Annotated in this window: 16 protein-coding genes; 11 read left to right on the top strand and 5 right to left on the bottom strand. The window is 70.8% G+C overall.

Annotated features, from left to right (window positions below):
* The 6 genes from KGA65_RS02050 to KGA65_RS02075 all read left to right on the top strand — a co-directional run bounded on the left by KGA65_RS02050 (nucleotide 1) and on the right by KGA65_RS02075 (nucleotide 6,677).
* Nucleotides 1-1,089: a putative 2-aminoethylphosphonate ABC transporter ATP-binding protein gene (locus KGA65_RS02050; RefSeq protein WP_225861472.1), complete on the top strand. Its 1,089-nt coding sequence runs from the start codon at nucleotides 1-3 to the stop codon at nucleotides 1,087-1,089.
* Entirely contained in the window at nucleotides 1,086-2,834 is a 1,749-nt protein-coding gene (locus KGA65_RS02055; protein WP_225861473.1) for a putative 2-aminoethylphosphonate ABC transporter permease subunit, read from the top strand. The genes KGA65_RS02050 and KGA65_RS02055 overlap by 4 nt, the downstream gene beginning before the upstream one ends.
* Before the next feature lie 51 nt (nucleotides 2,835-2,885).
* Entirely contained in the window at nucleotides 2,886-3,995 is a 1,110-nt protein-coding gene (locus KGA65_RS02060) for a 2-aminoethylphosphonate--pyruvate transaminase (protein ID WP_225861474.1), read from the top strand.
* An 8-nt stretch (nucleotides 3,996-4,003) separates the two neighbouring features.
* Complete coding sequence (locus tag KGA65_RS02065; protein WP_225861475.1) at nucleotides 4,004-4,696, top strand: HAD family hydrolase; 693 nt, start codon at nucleotides 4,004-4,006, stop codon at nucleotides 4,694-4,696.
* Nucleotides 4,697-4,737: 41 nt separating this feature from the next.
* On the top strand, nucleotides 4,738-5,553 hold the full coding sequence (gene phnX / locus KGA65_RS02070) for a phosphonoacetaldehyde hydrolase (protein WP_225861476.1): 816 nt from the start codon (nucleotides 4,738-4,740) through the stop codon (nucleotides 5,551-5,553).
* A 95-nt stretch (nucleotides 5,554-5,648) separates the two neighbouring features.
* Nucleotides 5,649-6,677: a sulfotransferase family 2 domain-containing protein gene (locus KGA65_RS02075; protein WP_225861477.1), complete on the top strand. Its 1,029-nt coding sequence runs from the start codon at nucleotides 5,649-5,651 to the stop codon at nucleotides 6,675-6,677.
* Here KGA65_RS02075 and KGA65_RS02080 read toward each other — a convergent pair.
* Entirely contained in the window at nucleotides 6,674-8,611 is a 1,938-nt protein-coding gene (locus KGA65_RS02080; protein WP_225861478.1) for a methyl-accepting chemotaxis protein, read from the bottom strand. The genes KGA65_RS02075 and KGA65_RS02080 overlap by 4 nt on opposite strands.
* Before the next feature lie 138 nt (nucleotides 8,612-8,749).
* Nucleotides 8,750-9,814, bottom strand: coding sequence for a Holliday junction branch migration DNA helicase RuvB (ruvB, locus tag KGA65_RS02085; RefSeq protein ID WP_225861479.1), 1,065 nt, complete (start codon nucleotides 9,812-9,814; stop codon nucleotides 8,750-8,752).
* Nucleotides 9,815-9,893: 79 nt separating this feature from the next.
* Between ruvB and KGA65_RS02090 the strand changes: the two genes are divergently transcribed.
* The 3 genes from KGA65_RS02090 to KGA65_RS02100 all read left to right on the top strand — a co-directional run bounded on the left by KGA65_RS02090 (nucleotide 9,894) and on the right by KGA65_RS02100 (nucleotide 11,619).
* Complete coding sequence (locus KGA65_RS02090; protein WP_225861480.1) at nucleotides 9,894-10,277, top strand: DUF2946 domain-containing protein; 384 nt, start codon at nucleotides 9,894-9,896, stop codon at nucleotides 10,275-10,277.
* 92 nt (nucleotides 10,278-10,369) lie between these two features.
* Nucleotides 10,370-11,077 (top strand): Crp/Fnr family transcriptional regulator, encoded by a 708-nt coding sequence (locus tag KGA65_RS02095; RefSeq protein ID WP_225861481.1) that lies wholly within the window; start codon nucleotides 10,370-10,372, stop codon nucleotides 11,075-11,077.
* A gap of 44 nt (nucleotides 11,078-11,121) precedes the next feature.
* Nucleotides 11,122-11,619: a copper chaperone PCu(A)C gene (locus KGA65_RS02100; protein ID WP_225861482.1), complete on the top strand. Its 498-nt coding sequence runs from the start codon at nucleotides 11,122-11,124 to the stop codon at nucleotides 11,617-11,619.
* A gap of 12 nt (nucleotides 11,620-11,631) precedes the next feature.
* Here KGA65_RS02100 and ruvA read toward each other — a convergent pair whose 3' ends face one another.
* Complete coding sequence (gene ruvA / locus KGA65_RS02105; protein WP_225861483.1) at nucleotides 11,632-12,207, bottom strand: Holliday junction branch migration protein RuvA; 576 nt, start codon at nucleotides 12,205-12,207, stop codon at nucleotides 11,632-11,634.
* Between the two features lie 53 nt (nucleotides 12,208-12,260).
* On the opposite strand from ruvA, the gene KGA65_RS02110 reads away from it, so the two are divergent.
* Both KGA65_RS02110 and ybeY read left to right on the top strand, forming a co-directional pair.
* Nucleotides 12,261-13,244, top strand: coding sequence for a PhoH family protein (locus tag KGA65_RS02110; RefSeq protein ID WP_225861484.1), 984 nt, complete (start codon nucleotides 12,261-12,263; stop codon nucleotides 13,242-13,244).
* A 27-nt stretch (nucleotides 13,245-13,271) separates the two neighbouring features.
* A complete protein-coding gene (ybeY, locus tag KGA65_RS02115; protein WP_225861485.1) occupies nucleotides 13,272-13,736 on the top strand; it encodes an rRNA maturation RNase YbeY in 465 nt (154 codons plus the stop codon).
* A 23-nt stretch (nucleotides 13,737-13,759) separates the two neighbouring features.
* On the opposite strand, the gene KGA65_RS02120 is transcribed toward ybeY, so the two are convergent.
* Both KGA65_RS02120 and hemB read right to left on the bottom strand, forming a co-directional pair.
* Entirely contained in the window at nucleotides 13,760-14,878 is a 1,119-nt protein-coding gene (locus KGA65_RS02120; protein WP_225861486.1) for a magnesium transporter CorA family protein, read from the bottom strand.
* A 10-nt stretch (nucleotides 14,879-14,888) separates the two neighbouring features.
* Nucleotides 14,889-15,824, bottom strand: a complete 936-nt coding sequence (gene hemB / locus KGA65_RS02125) for a porphobilinogen synthase (protein WP_375142600.1) — start codon at nucleotides 15,822-15,824, stop codon at nucleotides 14,889-14,891.
* Nucleotides 15,825-15,870 lie beyond the last annotated feature (46 nt).

Consider the following 15,870-nt stretch of genomic DNA (forward strand, 5'->3'; position numbering starts at 1 on the left):
ATGACGCAGGCTTCGGCCTATCTGACGCTGCAAGGCGTGGGCAAGCAGTTTGGCGCGTTCACCGCGCTGGAGGACATCGACCTGTCCATCCCGCGCGGCGAGTTCGTCTGCTTCCTGGGCCCGTCGGGCTGCGGCAAGACCACCTTGCTGCGCATCATCGCGGGCCTGGAGGCCCACAGCCGTGGCACGCTGGTGCAGGACGGGCGGGACATCTCCCGCCTGCCGCCGGCCCAGCGGGACTACGGCATCGTGTTCCAGTCCTACGCCCTCTTTCCCAACCTGAGCGTGGCCGACAACGTGGGCTATGGCCTGGTCAACCGGCGGCAGCCGCGGGCGCAGGTCACGGCCCGCGTCGACGAGCTGCTGGCGCTGGTGGGCCTGCCCGGCAGCGGGGCCAAGTTCCCGGCCCAGATGTCGGGCGGCCAGCAGCAGCGGGTGGCCTTGGCGCGGGCCCTGGCCACCTCGCCGGGGCTGCTGCTGCTGGATGAGCCGCTTTCCGCGCTGGACGCCATCGTGCGGGTGCGGCTGCGCGAGGAGCTGCGCGCGCTGCAGCGCCGCCTGGGCGTGACGACCATCATGGTCACGCACGACCAGGAGGAGGCCCTGTCGGTGGCCGACCGCATCGTGGTGATGAACCAGGGCCACATCGAGCAGGTCGGCACCCCGCTGCAGATCTACCGCGAGCCGGCCTCCGCCTTCGTGGCGGACTTTGTCGGCAAGGTCAACAAGCTGCCGGCGGTGGCCGAGGGCGAGCGCTGGTTCCGCTGCGGCGACTTCCGCTGGCAGTGCCCGCCGGGGCAGGGGGCGGACTACCGGGTGGGCACGCCGGTGTGGCTCTATCTGCGGCCCGAGGACCGCATCGTCGACGGCCTGGGGCCGGACCATCCCGCGGCTTGTGAAGGCCAGGTGCAGCAGGTCGAGTTCCTGGGCGGCAACTGCCTGGCCGAGGTGGTGCTGCCCGGCCTGCCGGCCCCGCTGCAGCTGCAGTTCTCGCTCAACCAGATGGACGAGTACCAGGTGCGCGCGGGCGGCGGCCTGCGCTTTGCACTGCGCACCGACCGGCTGCACGTCTTCCCGGCGGTCGCATGACGGGCGCACGTTCCCTGCCCGCCGAGACCGGGGCGGTGGTGCTGCCGGCCCCGCCGGTGCTGCGCCTGCACTGGACCGACCGCCTGGCGCGTGCCGGCCTGCTGGGGCTGGCGCTGCTGCTGGGGCTGGGCCTGCTGGGGCCCTTGCTGGCGCTGCTGGCCCAGGCCTTCGCGCCGGGCGTGGTCGATGGCCAGCGCCAGGGTGTCTGGCAGCATGTCGCCACCTATTTCGCTTCACCCGCGTTGCTGTCCAGCCTTTGGAACAGCCTGTGGGTGTCGGCCCTGGTCACGCTGATCGTGCTGCCGCTGGCCTTCACCTTCGCCTATGCGCTCACCCGCAGCGCGATGCCCGGCAAGGGCCTGTTCCGCACGCTGAGCCTGATCCCGCTGCTGGCGCCCTCGCTGCTGTCGGCCATCTCGCTGATCTACTGGTTCGGCAACCAGGGCCTGGCCAAGGACCTCTGGCTGGCGCTGGGCTTCGATGGCATCTACGGCGCGCCGGGCATCGTGCTGGCCGAGTGCTTCGCGGTCTTTCCGCACACGCTGATGATCCTGGTCACCGCGCTGACCTTGGCCGACGCGCGCCTGTACGAGGCGGCCGCGGCGCTGGGCACCTCGCGCTGGCGCGTCTTCTTCACCATCACGCTGCCGGGCGCCAAGTACGGCCTGATCTCGGCCGCGCTGGTCACCTTCACGCTGGTCGTCACCGACTTCGGCGTGCCCAAGGTGGTGGGGGGCGACTTCAACGTGCTGGCCACCGATGTGTTCAAGCTGGTCATCGGTCAGCAGGACTTCCAGCGCGGCGCGGTGGTGGCCCTGCTGCTGCTGGCCCCGGCGCTGCTGACCTTTGGCATCGACCACTGGGTGCAGCGCCGCCAGACGGCCCAGCTGGGCGCGCGGGCCGTGGCCCTGGTGCCCCAGCGCTCGGCCGGCTTCGACCTGCTGATGACCACCTACTGCAGCGTGATCGCGCTGCTGATGCTGGCGATGGCCGGCATGGCGGTGTTCGCCTCCTTCGTCGCCTTCTGGCCCTACAACCTCACGCTCAGCCTGGACCACTACACCATGGGCCTGGTGGATGCCGAGCTGGGCGATGCGCTGATCAACAGCCTGAAGCTGGCCGCCGGCACCGCGCTGATCGGGCCGGTGGTGGTGTTCCTGGGCGCCTACCTGCTGGAGAAGACGTCCGGCTGGGCGGCGCTGCGCCCGCTGCTGCGCCTGCTGGCCATGCTGCCGATGGCGGTGCCCGGCCTGGTGCTGGGCCTGGGCTACATCTTCTTCTTCAACGCGCCGGCCAACCCGCTGCACGGCCTCTACCAGACCGGGGCCCTGCTGGTGCTGTGCACGGTGGTGCACTTCTACACCACCGGCCACCTGACGTTGGTGACCGCGCTGAAGGCGCTGGACCCGGAGTTCGAGGCCGTGTCCGCCTCGCTGAAGGTGCCGTTCACCACCACGCTGCGCCGCGTCACGCTGCCGATCTGCCTGCCGACGCTGCTCGATGTCTCGCGCTACTTCTTCGTCAACGCGATGACGACGATCTCGGCGGTGGTCTTCCTCTATACGCCCGACACCAAGCTGGCCTCGGTGGCGATCCTGAACCTGGATGAGGCCGGCGACATCGGCCCGGCCGCGGCGATGGCGGTGCTGATCATGGCCAGCTCCATCACCGTCAACGGGCTCTACCTGGCGCTGGGCGCCTGGGCCCAGCGCCGCACCCAGGCCTGGCGCCAGCCCGCCCGCTGAGGGGCGCGGCATCCGCCTGTTTCCTTTCGACCTGAACGAACGACTTTCACCATGGACCGCGACAACATCCTCCTCACCCCGGGCCCGCTGACCACCACGCTGCGCACCAAGCTGGCCATGCTCAAGGACTGGGGCTCCTGGGACGCCGACTTCAACGCGCTGACCGCCCGCGTGCGCCGTGGCCTGCTGGACGTGCTGCACGCCCAGGACAGCCACGTCGTCGTGCCCCTGCAGGGCAGCGGTACCTTCAGCGTGGAGGCCGCGGTGGCCACCGTGGTGCCGCGCGACGGCCACCTGCTGGTGCTGGACAACGGCGCGTACTGCAAGCGCATGGGCAAGCTGGCCGCGCTGATGGGCCGGCGCACCACGGTCCTGCCCCTGCCCGAGCACCTGCCGGTGGACCCGGCCGTGCTGGAGCAGCAGCTGCGGGCCGACCCCAGCATCACCCACGTGGGCCTGATCCACTGCGAGACCGGCACCGGCATCGTCAACCCGCTGGCTGCGGTCAGCGAGATCTGCCAGCGCCTGGGCCGCGGTCTGATCGTCGACGCGATGAGCTCGTTTGCCGCGCTGCCCATCGACGCCCGCACGCTGCAGTTCGACGCGCTGATCGCTGCCAGCGGCAAGTGCCTGGAGGGTGTGCCCGGCATGGGCTTCGTGTTCCTGCGCCGCGCCATCCTGGACGGTTGCGCCGGGCGCAGCCACTCGCTGGCAATGGACCTGCACGACCAGCACCGCTACATGGAACGCACCGGCCAGTGGCGCTTCACGCCGCCCACCCACGTGGTGGCCGCGCTGGCCTGCGCGCTGGACCAGTACGAGGAGGAGGGCGGCCAGCCGGCCCGCCTGGCCCGCTACACCGCCAACTTCGACACCCTGATGGCCGGCATGGCGGCCTTGGGTTTCCGCCCCTTCCTGGCGCCCGAGCACCTCTCGCCCATCATCGTCACCTTCCATGCGCCGGCCGACGCGCGCTACGACTTCCAGGCCTTCTACGCCGGCGCCAAGGCGCATGGCTTCATGCTCTACCCCGGCAAGCTGACCGAGGTCGAGACCTTCCGCGTCGGCTGCATCGGCGCCATCGGGCCCAAGGAGATGCAGCAGGCCGTGGACGCCGTGGCCCACACGCTGGCCAGTATGGGCCTGCAGCGCGCCGACTGAGCCCGCGCATGAGCCCGCCCCTGGCCCTGTTCGACCTGGACCACACCCTGCTGTCGGGGGACAGTGACCTGCTGTGGTGTGACTTCCTGGTCGGTCGCGGGCTGCTCGGGCCGGATTTCGCCGCCCGCAACCAGGCCCTGGCCGAGGCCTACCAGGCCGGCACCGTCGGGGCGGTTGAGTTCTGCACCTTCTACGCCGGCACGCTGGCCGGCCGCAGCCCGGCCGAGTGGCAGCCGCTGCGGCAGGCCTTTCTGGACGAAGTGCTGCGGCCGCGCCTGCCGGCCTCGGCCCGGGCCCTGGTGGCACAGCACCGTGCCCAAGGCCACCGCCTGCTGCTGACCAGTGCCACCAACCGGGTGCTGGTCGAGCCCAGCGCGGCCGAGCTGGGCTTTGCCGAGCTGCTGGCCACCGAGCTGGCGGTCGACGCCGAAGGGCGCTTCACCGGCGCGCTGCGCGGCACGCCCAACATGCGTGAGGGCAAGGTCAGCCGCTTGCGGGCCTGGCTGGTCGGCCAGGGCCTGGCGCCCGAAGCGGCGCTGGCGCAGGCCTGGTTCTACAGCGATTCGATCAACGACCTGCCGCTGCTGGCGGCGGTGGGCCACCCGGTGGCGGTGGACCCCGATGCCCGGCTGGCCCGTGAGGCGCGCCTGCGCGGCTGGCCGGTGCTGCGGCTGGATCGCGCCGTCAACCCGCCGGCCTGACCGGCATCCCTTTTTCCCTTCTTTCCTGCGAGGCCCTTCCGATGCACTCTCCCGCCACCTCCCTGACCGCCGTGGTCTTCGACTGGGCCGGCACCATCCTGGATTTCGGTTCGCGCGCCCCCATGGGCGCCTTCGTGCGCCTGTTCGAACAGTTCGGCGTCACGCTGAGCATCGAGGAGGCCCGCGGCCCGATGGGCATGGCCAAATGGGACCACATCCGTGCGCTGGGCCACCTGCCTTCGGTTGAGCGCCAATGGCAGGCCCTGCACGGCCGGCCGGTCACCGATGCCGACGTGGACCGGCTCTACGAGGTCTTCACGCCGATGAACGCGGCGGTGATTCCCGACTTTGCCGACCTCATCCCCGGCGCCCTCGACACCGTGGCCGCGCTGCGCGCCCGTGGCCTGAAGATCGGCTCCACCACCGGCTACAACCGGCCCATCATGGAGGTCGTCACCCGGCTGGCCACCGCGGCCGGCTACACGCCGGACAACCTGGTCTGCGCCGGTGACCTGGCCGCCGGCCGGCCCACGCCGCTGATGATGTACCGCTGCTTCGCCGACCTGGGGGTCTGGCCGCCGCACACAGTGGTGAAGGTGGACGACACCGGCGTCGGTCTGGCCGAGGGGCTGAACGCCGGCACCTGGGCCGTCGGCGTGGCCGTCAGTGGCAATGCGGTGGGCCTGTCGCGGGCCGAGTGGGAGGCCCTGCCGGCGGCCGCGCAGCAGGCCCTGCGCGAGAAGGCCACCGCCCAGCTGAAGGCCGAGGGCGCCCACTACGTGATCGACAGCGTGGCAGACCTGTTGCCGGTGCTGGACGACATCGAGGCCCGACTGGCCCGTGGTGAGCGGCCCTGAACCACTGCGTTGCAGGTAGGCCACTGCCGGAGGCGGAGCCAGTGATCCCGTGAACGTGCGGTGACGGCCGGCCGGCCATCGGCTAAGGTGGCGGCATGGACATCCAAGGCCTGATGCAGCGCGTGCGCGCGCTGGACCCTTCCGTGTTGGATACGCCGCCCACCGCGCGGCAGATGCAGCTGCTGCGCGCCGCCTTGCTGGCCGTGCGCGAGGCCGCCCTGGCGGCCGAGCCGGGGTCCCCGCAGCCGGTGGCGGGGCTGGGCGTGTTCCGCCGGCCGCCGGCGGCGAACCCGCCCGAGGCCAAGGCCGGCCGGCGGGTGCTGTTCCTGCCGGACGAGGTGCCCTCGCTGCAGGAGGCGACGGCCATGCGCTGGCGGGCGGCCCTGTGCCAGCAGGAAATGCCGCTGCTGGACCCGCAGGGCCGCTTCGTGGTGCTGTTCTCACCCAAGTCGGCCTGCTCCAGCGTGGTGATCTGGTTCTTCCACCGGCTGGGCCTGGCTGACGAAGCCCGGACCTATGGCAACTGGCCGCACGAGTACCGCCTCAAGCGCTTCTACAAGCGCGAGGACTACCTGGCCGCGCGGGCCAGCAGCCGGCCGGAGCAGGTCCAGGTGCTGAAGGTGGTGCGCGATCCGCTGCGCCGGGCGGTGTCGAGCTTTCGCCACGCGCTGGGCCTGGGCTATGCCAATGCGGCCATCCGGCAGGCCCTCGGTGTCGATGTCGAGACCCAGGGCCTGTCGTTCCGCCAGTTCATCGACTTCCTGGAGACCGAGAACCTGGCCACCTGCGATCCGCACCACCGCCAGCAATGGCATCCGCTGGAAGCGGTGCGCACGCCGGATCAGCTCATCAACATCGACCGCAGCGACCTGTTCGAGGGGCTGAACGCCTTCGAGGCCCGGCTGGGCCTGCCGGCGACCGATTTCGCCCAGCTGCATTGGCTGCACGAACTGCAGGCCAACCGGGTGCCAGAAACCATGAGCGGGCAGATCGATGCGCTCTACAAGCTGCCCCTCACGGTGGAGCAGGCCCGGTCCGGCCCCTGGCCGGACCAGCTGCTGGCGGCCGATGCCCGCCAGCGCCTGGAGCGCCTGTACGGGCGGGACATCGCGCTCTACGCCTAGGCCAGCTTGAAGGCCGAGACGGCCTGCAGCAGCTGCTGCGTCTGGGTCTGCAGGCTGGCCGCGGCGGCGGCGGTCTGCTCCACCAGCGCGGCGTTCTGCTGGGTGGCCTGGTCCATCTCCCGCATGGTCTGACCGGCATCGCTCACGCCCACGCTCTGCTGCTGGCTGGCCTCGCTGATCTCGCCGACCATGTCGTTGACGCGGCGGATCGAGTCGACCACGCCCTGCATCGTCTGCCCGGCCTCGCCGGCCAGGGCGTTGCCCTGGGCGACCCGCTGCACGCTGGCGTCGATCAGGCCCTTGATCTCGCGCGCGGCCTCGGCGCTGCGCTGGGCCAGCGAGCGCACCTCGCTGGCCACCACCGCGAAGCCGCGGCCCTGCTCGCCGGCGCGGGCCGCCTCGACGGCCGCGTTCAGCGCCAGGATGTTGGTCTGGAAGGCGATGCCGTCGATCACGCCGATGATGTCGGCCATCTTCTGGCTGGCCTGGTGGATGTCCTGCATGGTGGCGACCACGTTCTCGACCACGCCGCCGCCCTGCTGCGCCACCGCGCTGGCGGCCTGGGCCAACTGGCTGGCCTGGGCGGCGTTGGAGGCGCTGTGGCGCACGGTCTCGGTGATCTCTTCCATCGTCGAGGCGGTGCGCTGCAAGTGGGCCGCGGTGGTCTCGGTGCGTTGGGACAGGTCGGTGTTGCCGCTGGCGATCTCGCGGCTGGCGGTGGCGATGGCCTCGCTGGCCTGTTGCACCTCGTGCAAGCGGCTGGCCACGCTGCCGCGCACGGTTTCCAGGCTGTTGAGCAGCTGGCCGACCTCGTCCCGGCCGCCCGGCACCAGCGGATGGCTGAAGTCCCCCTCGGCGAGGTTCTTCAGGTCGGCCTGGAGCTCGGCCAGCGGCATGCCGATGAAGCGGCGCGTGGCCCAGATCATGGCGCCAGCCGCCAGCAGCAGCCCGATGAGCAGCATGCCCCACAGGGACAGCAGGTCGTTGCGGCTGGCCGCCATCATCGTGGCTTCGGGCTCTTCGACAATGACGGCCCACTGCCACTGGGGTTGCCAGGTCCAGGTCACGTGGCGGGCCACGCCCGCCTGGCCGGCGGCCGTGGCCTGGCGCCAGGCGGGCAGCGTGCCGCTGCGTTCTCCCGCGGCCACCGCCTTCTGCAGGGTGGTCAGCAGTGGCGCGTCCTTGGCCAGGGTCTGTTGTGCCTCCAGACCGAACACCGCCCCCTGGGTGGGGCCGCTGCGCAGGTCCAGGGCATAGGTCTGGATCTGCCCGCTGCGGGCCTGCACGAACGCGTCCCGGAGCAGCTTGAGGTGCACGCTCAGATCCGAGCCGTTGAAGATGATGCCGATGGTCTGCTGGCCCTGCCGGATCGGTTCGTAATGGCCCATGTAGGCGTGGCCGAACAGGATGGCCATGCCGGTGTAGGGCTTGCCCTCGTTCATCAGGGCCCAGGCGGGGTGCTGCTTGCCCAGCAAGGAGCCGACGGCGCGGCTGCCGTCTTCCTTCTTCAGGCTGGTGACCAGGCGCCGGTAATCGTCACCATCGCGCACGAAGACGGTGGCCGCGCCATCGGCGGACTTGGCATAGGCGTCCACCGCGTTGTAGTCGTCGTCCAGCGGGATGCCCCCCATCAGCAGGGTGGCGCGGCCCTCCGTCTCGCCGGGGGAGAGCAGCTCCGGGGGCAGACGGTCGCGCAGCGTGGCGGCACTGCGGACAGCCCCCTCGGACCCGCTGACGTTGATCTCCTCGATGGTGTGGGCCAGCGAGGCGGAGGTGCCGAGCAGGGCCTCGGAGTTGGCGCGGTATTCGCGCTGCCACATGCGCAGCGAGAAGGACGCCAGCAGCAGCAACAAGACTCCGGCGCCCACCCCCGCGCTGAGCAGGATCTTGGTACTGACGCGCCACTGGGTAGGGACGAGAGACGGCAACTTCATGGCTCCTCGGGAGATGCAACCAGCAACGTCCGGCGGCGTCGTTGCCGCCGGGCCAAGCCGGGTTATCGGCAAAAACCCTCGGTTGTGAAGCGCAACGCAGCAACGGGATCGCCGCCCGCAGGCCTGGCTGCGGCCGGCTCAGCCTTCGAACAGCTCGCCGTCCCGTCCCGGGGGCGTCAGGCCCAGGTGGCGCCAGGCCAGCAGCGTGGCCACGCGCCCGCGCGGCGTGCGCTGCAGAAAGCCCTGCTGGATCAGGTAGGGCTCGATCACGTCCTCGATGGTGTCGGGCTCCTCGCCGATCGCGGCGGCCACGTTGTCCAGGCCCACCGGGCCGCCGTCGAAGCGCTGCACCACCGCCTCCAGCAGCTTGCGGTCCATCAGGTCGAAGCCCACCGGGTCCACGTCCAGCATCTTCAGCGCGCTGTCGGCCATCGCGCGGGTGATGCGGCCATTGCCCTTCACGTCGGCGTAGTCGCGCACCCGGCGCAGCAGCCGGTTGGCGATGCGGGGCGTGCCGCGGCTGCGGCGAGCGATCTCCACCGCGCCGTCGGGGTCGATCGGCGCGTTCAGCAGGCCGGCAGAGCGGGTGACGATGCGGGCCAGCTCCTCGGCGGTGTAGAACTCCAGCCGCGCGACGATGCCGAAGCGGTCGCGCAGCGGGTTGGTCAGCATGCCCGCGCGGGTGGTGGCGCCCACCAGCGTGAAGGGCTGCAGGTCCAGCTTGATCGAGCGGGCGGCCGGCCCTTCGCCGATCATGATGTCGATCTGGTAGTCCTCCAGCGCCGGGTAGAGGATTTCCTCGACCACCGGCGAGAGCCGGTGGATCTCGTCGATGAAGAGCACGTCGTTCTTCTCGAGGTTGGTCAGGATGGCGGCCAGGTCCTTGGGCTTCTCCAGCACCGGGCCGCTGGTCTGGCGCAGGTTCACGCCCAGCTCGCCGGCGATGATGTGCGAGAGCGTGGTCTTGCCCAGGCCCGGCGGGCCGAACAGCAGCACATGGTCCAGCGCCTCGCTGCGCTTCTTGGCCGCGCCGATGAAGATTTCCAGCTGTTCGCGGGCCTTGGTCTGGCCGACGTACTCCTCCAGGGCCTTCGGGCGCAGGGCCCGCTCCAGGGCTTCTTCCTGGGGCGTGGCGGGGTCGGCGGTGACCACCCGGGCCACACGGGGCGGGGGGCTGCCGAAGTCGTCGGTCTGGATGGACATACAGTCATTATCCCTGGCGCGTTCCGGCTGACCAAGCGCAATGTGCCGCGGCCGGGCGGCTGACTAGAATCAAGCCACGATGCTGAGTCTGTTGCGTCACCGTTGCCGTCGCCTGTCCTGGGTCGCGTTGTTCGCGATCTTCGGCTTGGTGTTCGCGCCGACGATCTCGCACGCGGTCGCCCTGGCCACCACCGGGGGCGCCTGGACCGACGTCTGCTCGGCCGACACCCCGGCGGCGGGTGCCGCCGATGCCGGGGGCAGCCACCTGCCGGTGACGGGGGATCACTTCCAGCATTGCCCGCTGTGCGGGCTGGGCGCCAGTCCGCTGCTGCCGCCGACGCTGGCCACCCTGGCCGTGCCGTCCGGCCTGCGCGCCGGCCCGCCGCCGCTGTTCGGCCAGTCGTCCCGGCCGCTGTTCAGCTGGGCCTCGGCCCAGCCGCGGGCCCCACCGCTCCTCGCCTGAACCATGCCGGGCGCAGGCCCGGTGGCCGCTGCGCGGTCGCCTGCCGATGGCGGGCCGCGCACCCCGTGTTCTCTTCGACGAGCGAGGGCGATATGCCTCACACCCTGTCCTGTGCCTGGAAGGCCGACGACGCTTCCGAGGCCTGTTTTTCCATCTCCGAACTGGCGGCTGGCGACGTGCTGGCCGCGCCGGGCGCCCCCGGCCCGCTCTGGCGCCTGAAGAGCGGCGCCTTGCGGCTGGACCGCCTGGACCCGGTCGATCCGGCGGGCGGCCTGTTCATGCAGCTGGTGCTGCCAGGCGATCTGGTCGGCCTCGAAGGCCTGGCCGGCGAGGCCGCGGCCTACCGCGTGCGGGCCATCGTGCCCAGCCGGGTCCAGCGCCTGCCGGCCGGCAGCGTGGCCGAGCGCCTGCACTGGATGGCCGAAGGGCTGCTGCAGCAACAGCGCCGGGGCGAGGATCTGGTGCTGCTGCGCAGCGGCTCGGCCCAGGACCGCTTCAAGCAGTTGCTGCTGCTGCTGGCGCCCGAAGCCGCCGCATCGGCGGATGACGTCAGCGCCTGGGACCTGCCCACCCTCAAGGACATGGCCGCCATCATCGACACCGCGCCCGAGACGGTGTCGCGCATCCTCAGCAGCCTGCGCCGCACCCGGCTGCTCGATGGCCGCCAGCGCCAGACCGCCTGTTTCAGCCCGGCCCGCCTGCGCGAGGTGACCTGGCCGACCGGCATGACCCGCACCGACCGCGAGACCCTGCGCCAGCGGGCCTCGGGCGGTCTACCGACCGCTGCCTGGGCGGCTTGAGCCCGTTGTTCTCTTTCCCCTGCCAACCTCAGAAGGACCTTCCCATGACCTCTTTCCGTTCCTCCCGCTGGCTGAAGGCGACCGCGCTGGTCGCGCTGAACCTGGCCGGCGTCAGCCTGGCCTTGGCCCAGACCACCGTCACCGAGCCCTGGGTGCGCGGCACCGTGGCCACGCAGAAGAGCACCGGCGCCTTCATGCGCATCACCTCCGTCCAGGGCGGCAGCCTGGTGGGTGCCAGCTCGCCGGTGGCCGGCGTGGTGCAGGTGCACGAGATGAAGATGGACGGCGGCGTGATGAAGATGGGCGCGGTCGACGCGCTGGCGCTGCCGGCCGGCCAGGCCGTCGAGCTCAAGCCGGGCGGCTACCACGTGATGCTGATGGACCTGAAGCAGCCGCTCAAGGCCGGGGACACCGTGCCGCTGACCCTGACCGTCAAGAGCAAGGACGGCAAGACCGAGACGGTCGAGGTCAAGGCCCCGGTGCGGGCCCTGGGCGCGCCGGCCGCGGCGCCCCATGACCACATGCAGGGCATGCAGCACTGAGCCAAGGGGGCCTCAGCCCAGGGCCTTCAAGGCCAGCTTGATGCCCTCGGACACCCCGACGTCGGCCGGCAGCTTCTTGAGCGCCAGGCCGGCGTCCTTCTCGCTGTAGCCCAGGGCCACCAGGGCCTGGACGATGTCGGCCTGGGCGTCGCTGGCCACGCTGGCGCCGGCCGGCAGTCCCAGGTCCGGTCCCAGCTTGCCCTTCAATTCCAGCAGCAGGCGTTCGGCCGTCTTCTTGCCGATGCCGGGCACCTTCTGCAGCCGGGCGCCTTCCTGGCGCGCGACGGCGCCCGACAGATCGCCCACCGACATGCCCGAGAGCACCGCCAGCGCGGTGCGCGGGCCGATGCCGCTGATCTTCACCAGTTCGCGGAAGGTCTGGCGTTCTTCGGCGCTGAGAAAACCGTAGAGCAACTGGGCGTCTTCGCGCACGACGAAGTGGGTCAGCAGCGTGACCTTCTCGCCCAGCCCGGGCAGGTTGAAAAACGTGCTCATCGGGACGTCGACCTCGTAGCCCACGCCGCCGACGTCGATGAGCACCTGGGGCGGGGCCTTTTCCGCCACGATGCCTGTGAGGCGTCCGATCATGGCGCGGGATTATCGTTTGCCGGACAATCCCAGCCCGACCCCCGATTGCGCCCATGCTGCTGCGACACACTTTTTCCCCCTTGGACAACACCCGCCTGTCGCACCTGTGCGGCCCGCTGGACGAGCACCTGCGCCTGGTGGAGGCGGTGCTGCCGGTGACGATCACCCGCCGCCAGGGCGCCTTCCGCATCGAGGGCGCCAAGCGCGATGCCGAGAAGACCCTGGGCCTGCTGGAGTCGCTCTACGAGCGGGCCAAGAAGCCCATCAGCGCCGAGACCTTCCAGTTGGCGCTGGACGATGTGCGCCGCGGTGACCTGCCGGCCCATGCGCCCTCGGCCGACGGTGGCGACATCGTGCTGCACACCCGGCGCGCCGACCTGACCGGCCGCACGCCCAACCAGATCCAGTACCTGCAGCACATCCTGGCCCACGACATCAGCTTCGGCATCGGCCCGGCCGGCACCGGCAAGACCTTTCTGGCGGTGGCCTGCGCGGTGGACGCGCTGGAGCGCAGCACGGTGCAGCGCATCATCCTGACCCGCCCGGCGGTGGAGGCCGGCGAGCGCCTGGGCTTCCTGCCGGGCGACCTGACGCAGAAGGTGGACCCCTACCTGCGCCCGCTCTACGACGCGCTCTACGACCTGATGGGCTTTGACCGCGTGACCAAGGCCTTCGAGCGCGGCACGCTGGAGATCGCCCCGCTGGCCTTCATGCGCGGGCGCACGCTCAACCACGCCTTCGTCATCCTGGACGAGGCACAGAACACCACGCCCGAGCAGATGAAGATGTTCCTCACCCGCATCGGCTTCGGCGCCAAGGCGGTGATCACCGGCGACATCAGCCAGATCGACCTGCCGCGCGGCATGCCCAGTGGCCTGGTGGATGCGGCCCAGGTGCTGAAGAACGTCAAGGGCATCGCGATGACCCGCTTCACCGCGGCCGACGTGGTGCGCCACCCGCTGGTGGCCCGCATCGTCGAGGCCTACGACGCCCAGCAGGCCCAGCGCGAACAGCTGAGCAAGGCCGAGCGCCGCTGATCTCTTTCTTTTCGACCTGAACCGCCCATGCCCGCTGCCCTGCCCACGCTGAGCCTGTCCCTGCAGTTCGCCGATGCGCGTCACCGCGACCAGCTGCCGCGCCACACCGTCATCCGCTGCATCCGCCACGCGCTGGCGGCGCCGGCCGAGATGACGGTGCGCATCGTCGATGCCGAGGAGGGCCAGGCCCTCAACCGTGAATACCGCGGCAAGGACTACGCCACCAATGTGCTGACCTTCGACTACGCGCAGGAGCCGGTGGTGATGGCCGACCTGGTGCTGTGCGCGCCGGTGGTGGCGAAAGAGGCGCGCGAGCTGCGCATCCCGGTGGCCGCCCACTACGCCCACCTGCTGGTGCACGGCACCCTGCACGCCCAGGGCTGGGACCACGAGACCAGCGAGGCAGATGCCGAAGCCATGGAGGCCCGCGAGACCGAGATCCTGCTGGGCCTTGGCTTCAAGGACCCGTACCGCCAGCGCCGCGGCGCCTGACGCGGCCCCACCGGCGCGGCTCTTCAGTCGGGCGCGTGCCGGGTGCCCAGGTAGCGCTTGCGCCAGAACAGCCCGCCCAGCCCCAGGCCGATGGCGGCCATCACGCCCACCGCGATCCAGAAGCCATCCTGCTTGTGGATCAGCGGCAGCCCCTCGAAGTTCATGCCGAAGATGCCGGTGATCAGGTTCAACGGCAGGAAGATGGCGGTCAGCACCGTGAGCGTGCGCATGATGTCGTTGGTGCGCTGACCGACGGCGGAGAAGTGCATCTGCAGCGCGGCCTCCAGGGTCTGGTCCAGCCGCCGCACATGGGTCAGCACCCGTTCGATGTGTTCCAGCACGTCCCGGGAGCGCACCCGCAGCAGCTCGCGTTCACGCTGGGCTCCCGCCCCCTCGGCCTCCGGCCACTCGCCCAGTGCGTCAATCCATTCCTGGATGGCGCTGCGCTGGTCCTCGCAGGTGTCTTCCAGCCGGTGCAGCGCCTCACGCGACTGCAGGATGATCTTCCAGTCGGCAAAGCGGCTGCGCGGGCGCAGCAACTCGACCTGCAGTGCGGCGAAATGCCGGGTCAGCAGGCGGCGCAGGTCCAGGTAGCTGTCCACCATGTGGTTGACCATGCGCAGCATCTGCTCGGCCGGGCTGGTGGGCAGGCGGCCGCTGCCGCGCAGGTCCGTCTCGCGCGATTGCTGTGAGAGCCGCTGCGCGAAATACTCGCGCACCAGGCAGTCCTCCGGGTGCACCGTGACCAGCACCCGGTCGAACACCGCGAAGCCGACCGGGTTGGTATCGATCGCACTGGCGGGCAGGGCCGTCAGCGGCCCCGGGGCGACGGTCTCGTCGGGGCCGGCCGCGACCGGGCTGCCATGCGTGCCGTTGGCGGCGGCCAGCCGGCGGAACACCAGCAGGTCGTACCAGGAGGTGTCCTCATAGTGCGAGGGCAGCTGCGGGTTGAGCAGGTCGCTCAGGTGCAGGTCCACCAGGCCGGCGCCGGTCCAGTGCTGCAGCTGGCGCTGCAGCATCGGGATCGCGTCGGTGAAGGTGCGGCGGCTGAAGCTCAGCCACAGGTAGCCCGCCGCGGGCAGGACCGGCGGGGGCTCGGACAGCACGGCCGAGTGCTCGGCCGTGATGTGGAAGATCCGCATCGGCGGGCGGTCAGCGCTGCTCGCGCAGCAGGCGCGCGGCGTCCAGCGCGAAGTAGGTCAGCACGCCATCGGCGCCGGCCCGCTTGAAGGCGATCAGCGACTCCATCATCACCTTGTCGTGGTCCAGCCAGCCGTTCTGGGCGGCGGCCTTGATCATCGCGTACTCGCCGCTGACCTGGTAGGCGAAGGTCGGCACGTGGAATTCCTGCTTCACGCGCCAGAGCACGTCCAGGTAGGGCAGGCCGGGCTTGACCATCACCATGTCGGCGCCTTCGGCGATGTCCAGCGCCACCTCGCGCAGGGCCTCGTCGCCATTGGCCGGGTCCATCTGGTAGGTGTACTTGTCGGACTTGCCGAGGTTGCTGGAGCTGCCCAGCGCATCGCGGAAGGGGCCGTAGAAGGCCGAGGCGTACTTGGCCGAGTAGGCCATGATGCGGGTGTGGATGTAGCCGCCGGCCTCCAGCGCGTGGCGGATCGCGCCGACCCGGCCGTCCATCATGTCCGAGGGCGAGACGATGTCCACGCCGGCGGCGGCATGCGACAGCGACTGCTTGACCAGCGCTTCGACGGTGATGTCGTTCTGCACATAGCCCCGCGGGTCGATGATGCCGTCCTGGCCATGCACGGTGTACGGGTCCAGCGCCACGTCGGTCATCACGCCCAGCTCGGGCATGCGTTCCTTGAGGGCGCGCACGGCGCGCTGGGCCAGGCCCTCGGGGTTCCAGGCCTCGGCCGCATCCAGGCTCTTGGCCGCGGGGTTGATGACCGGGAAGATGTCCAGCGCCGGCACGCCCAGCTCCAGGGCCTGCTCGCCCACCTTCAGCAGTTCGTCGATCGACAGGCGCTCCACGCCGGGCATCGAGGCCACCGGCGCACGGCCCGGCAGGTCGTGCACGAACACCGGCAGGATGAAGTCGGCCGGGCTCAGGCGATGCTCGCGCACCATGGCGCGGCTGAAGGCATCCCGGCGCAGGCGACGGGGACGGTGGGCG

It is taken from the genome of Ideonella benzenivorans (assembly GCF_020387415.1).
GTDB lineage: Bacteria > Pseudomonadota > Gammaproteobacteria > Burkholderiales > Burkholderiaceae_C > Ideonella > Ideonella benzenivorans.

Coding starts and splice junctions, on each gene's coding strand:
- hemB (WP_375142600.1), bottom strand. CDS start 15,824: ATGGTGCGCGAGCATCGCCTGAGCCCGGCCGACTTCATCCTGCCGGTG.
- phnX (WP_225861476.1), top strand. CDS start 4,738: ATGCACTCTCCCGCCACCTCCCTGACCGCCGTGGTCTTCGACTGGGCC.
- ybeY (WP_225861485.1), top strand. CDS start 13,272: ATGCCCGCTGCCCTGCCCACGCTGAGCCTGTCCCTGCAGTTCGCCGAT.
- KGA65_RS02075 (WP_225861477.1), top strand. CDS start 5,649: ATGGACATCCAAGGCCTGATGCAGCGCGTGCGCGCGCTGGACCCTTCC.
- KGA65_RS02100 (WP_225861482.1), top strand. CDS start 11,122: ATGACCTCTTTCCGTTCCTCCCGCTGGCTGAAGGCGACCGCGCTGGTC.
- KGA65_RS02110 (WP_225861484.1), top strand. CDS start 12,261: ATGCTGCTGCGACACACTTTTTCCCCCTTGGACAACACCCGCCTGTCG.
- KGA65_RS02060 (WP_225861474.1), top strand. CDS start 2,886: ATGGACCGCGACAACATCCTCCTCACCCCGGGCCCGCTGACCACCACG.
- KGA65_RS02055 (WP_225861473.1), top strand. CDS start 1,086: ATGACGGGCGCACGTTCCCTGCCCGCCGAGACCGGGGCGGTGGTGCTG.
- KGA65_RS02120 (WP_225861486.1), bottom strand. CDS start 14,878: ATGCGGATCTTCCACATCACGGCCGAGCACTCGGCCGTGCTGTCCGAG.
- ruvA (WP_225861483.1), bottom strand. CDS start 12,207: ATGATCGGACGCCTCACAGGCATCGTGGCGGAAAAGGCCCCGCCCCAG.
- KGA65_RS02065 (WP_225861475.1), top strand. CDS start 4,004: ATGAGCCCGCCCCTGGCCCTGTTCGACCTGGACCACACCCTGCTGTCG.
- KGA65_RS02080 (WP_225861478.1), bottom strand. CDS start 8,611: ATGAAGTTGCCGTCTCTCGTCCCTACCCAGTGGCGCGTCAGTACCAAG.
- KGA65_RS02050 (WP_225861472.1), top strand. CDS start 1: ATGACGCAGGCTTCGGCCTATCTGACGCTGCAAGGCGTGGGCAAGCAG.
- KGA65_RS02095 (WP_225861481.1), top strand. CDS start 10,370: ATGCCTCACACCCTGTCCTGTGCCTGGAAGGCCGACGACGCTTCCGAG.
- ruvB (WP_225861479.1), bottom strand. CDS start 9,814: ATGTCCATCCAGACCGACGACTTCGGCAGCCCCCCGCCCCGTGTGGCC.
- KGA65_RS02090 (WP_225861480.1), top strand. CDS start 9,894: ATGCTGAGTCTGTTGCGTCACCGTTGCCGTCGCCTGTCCTGGGTCGCG.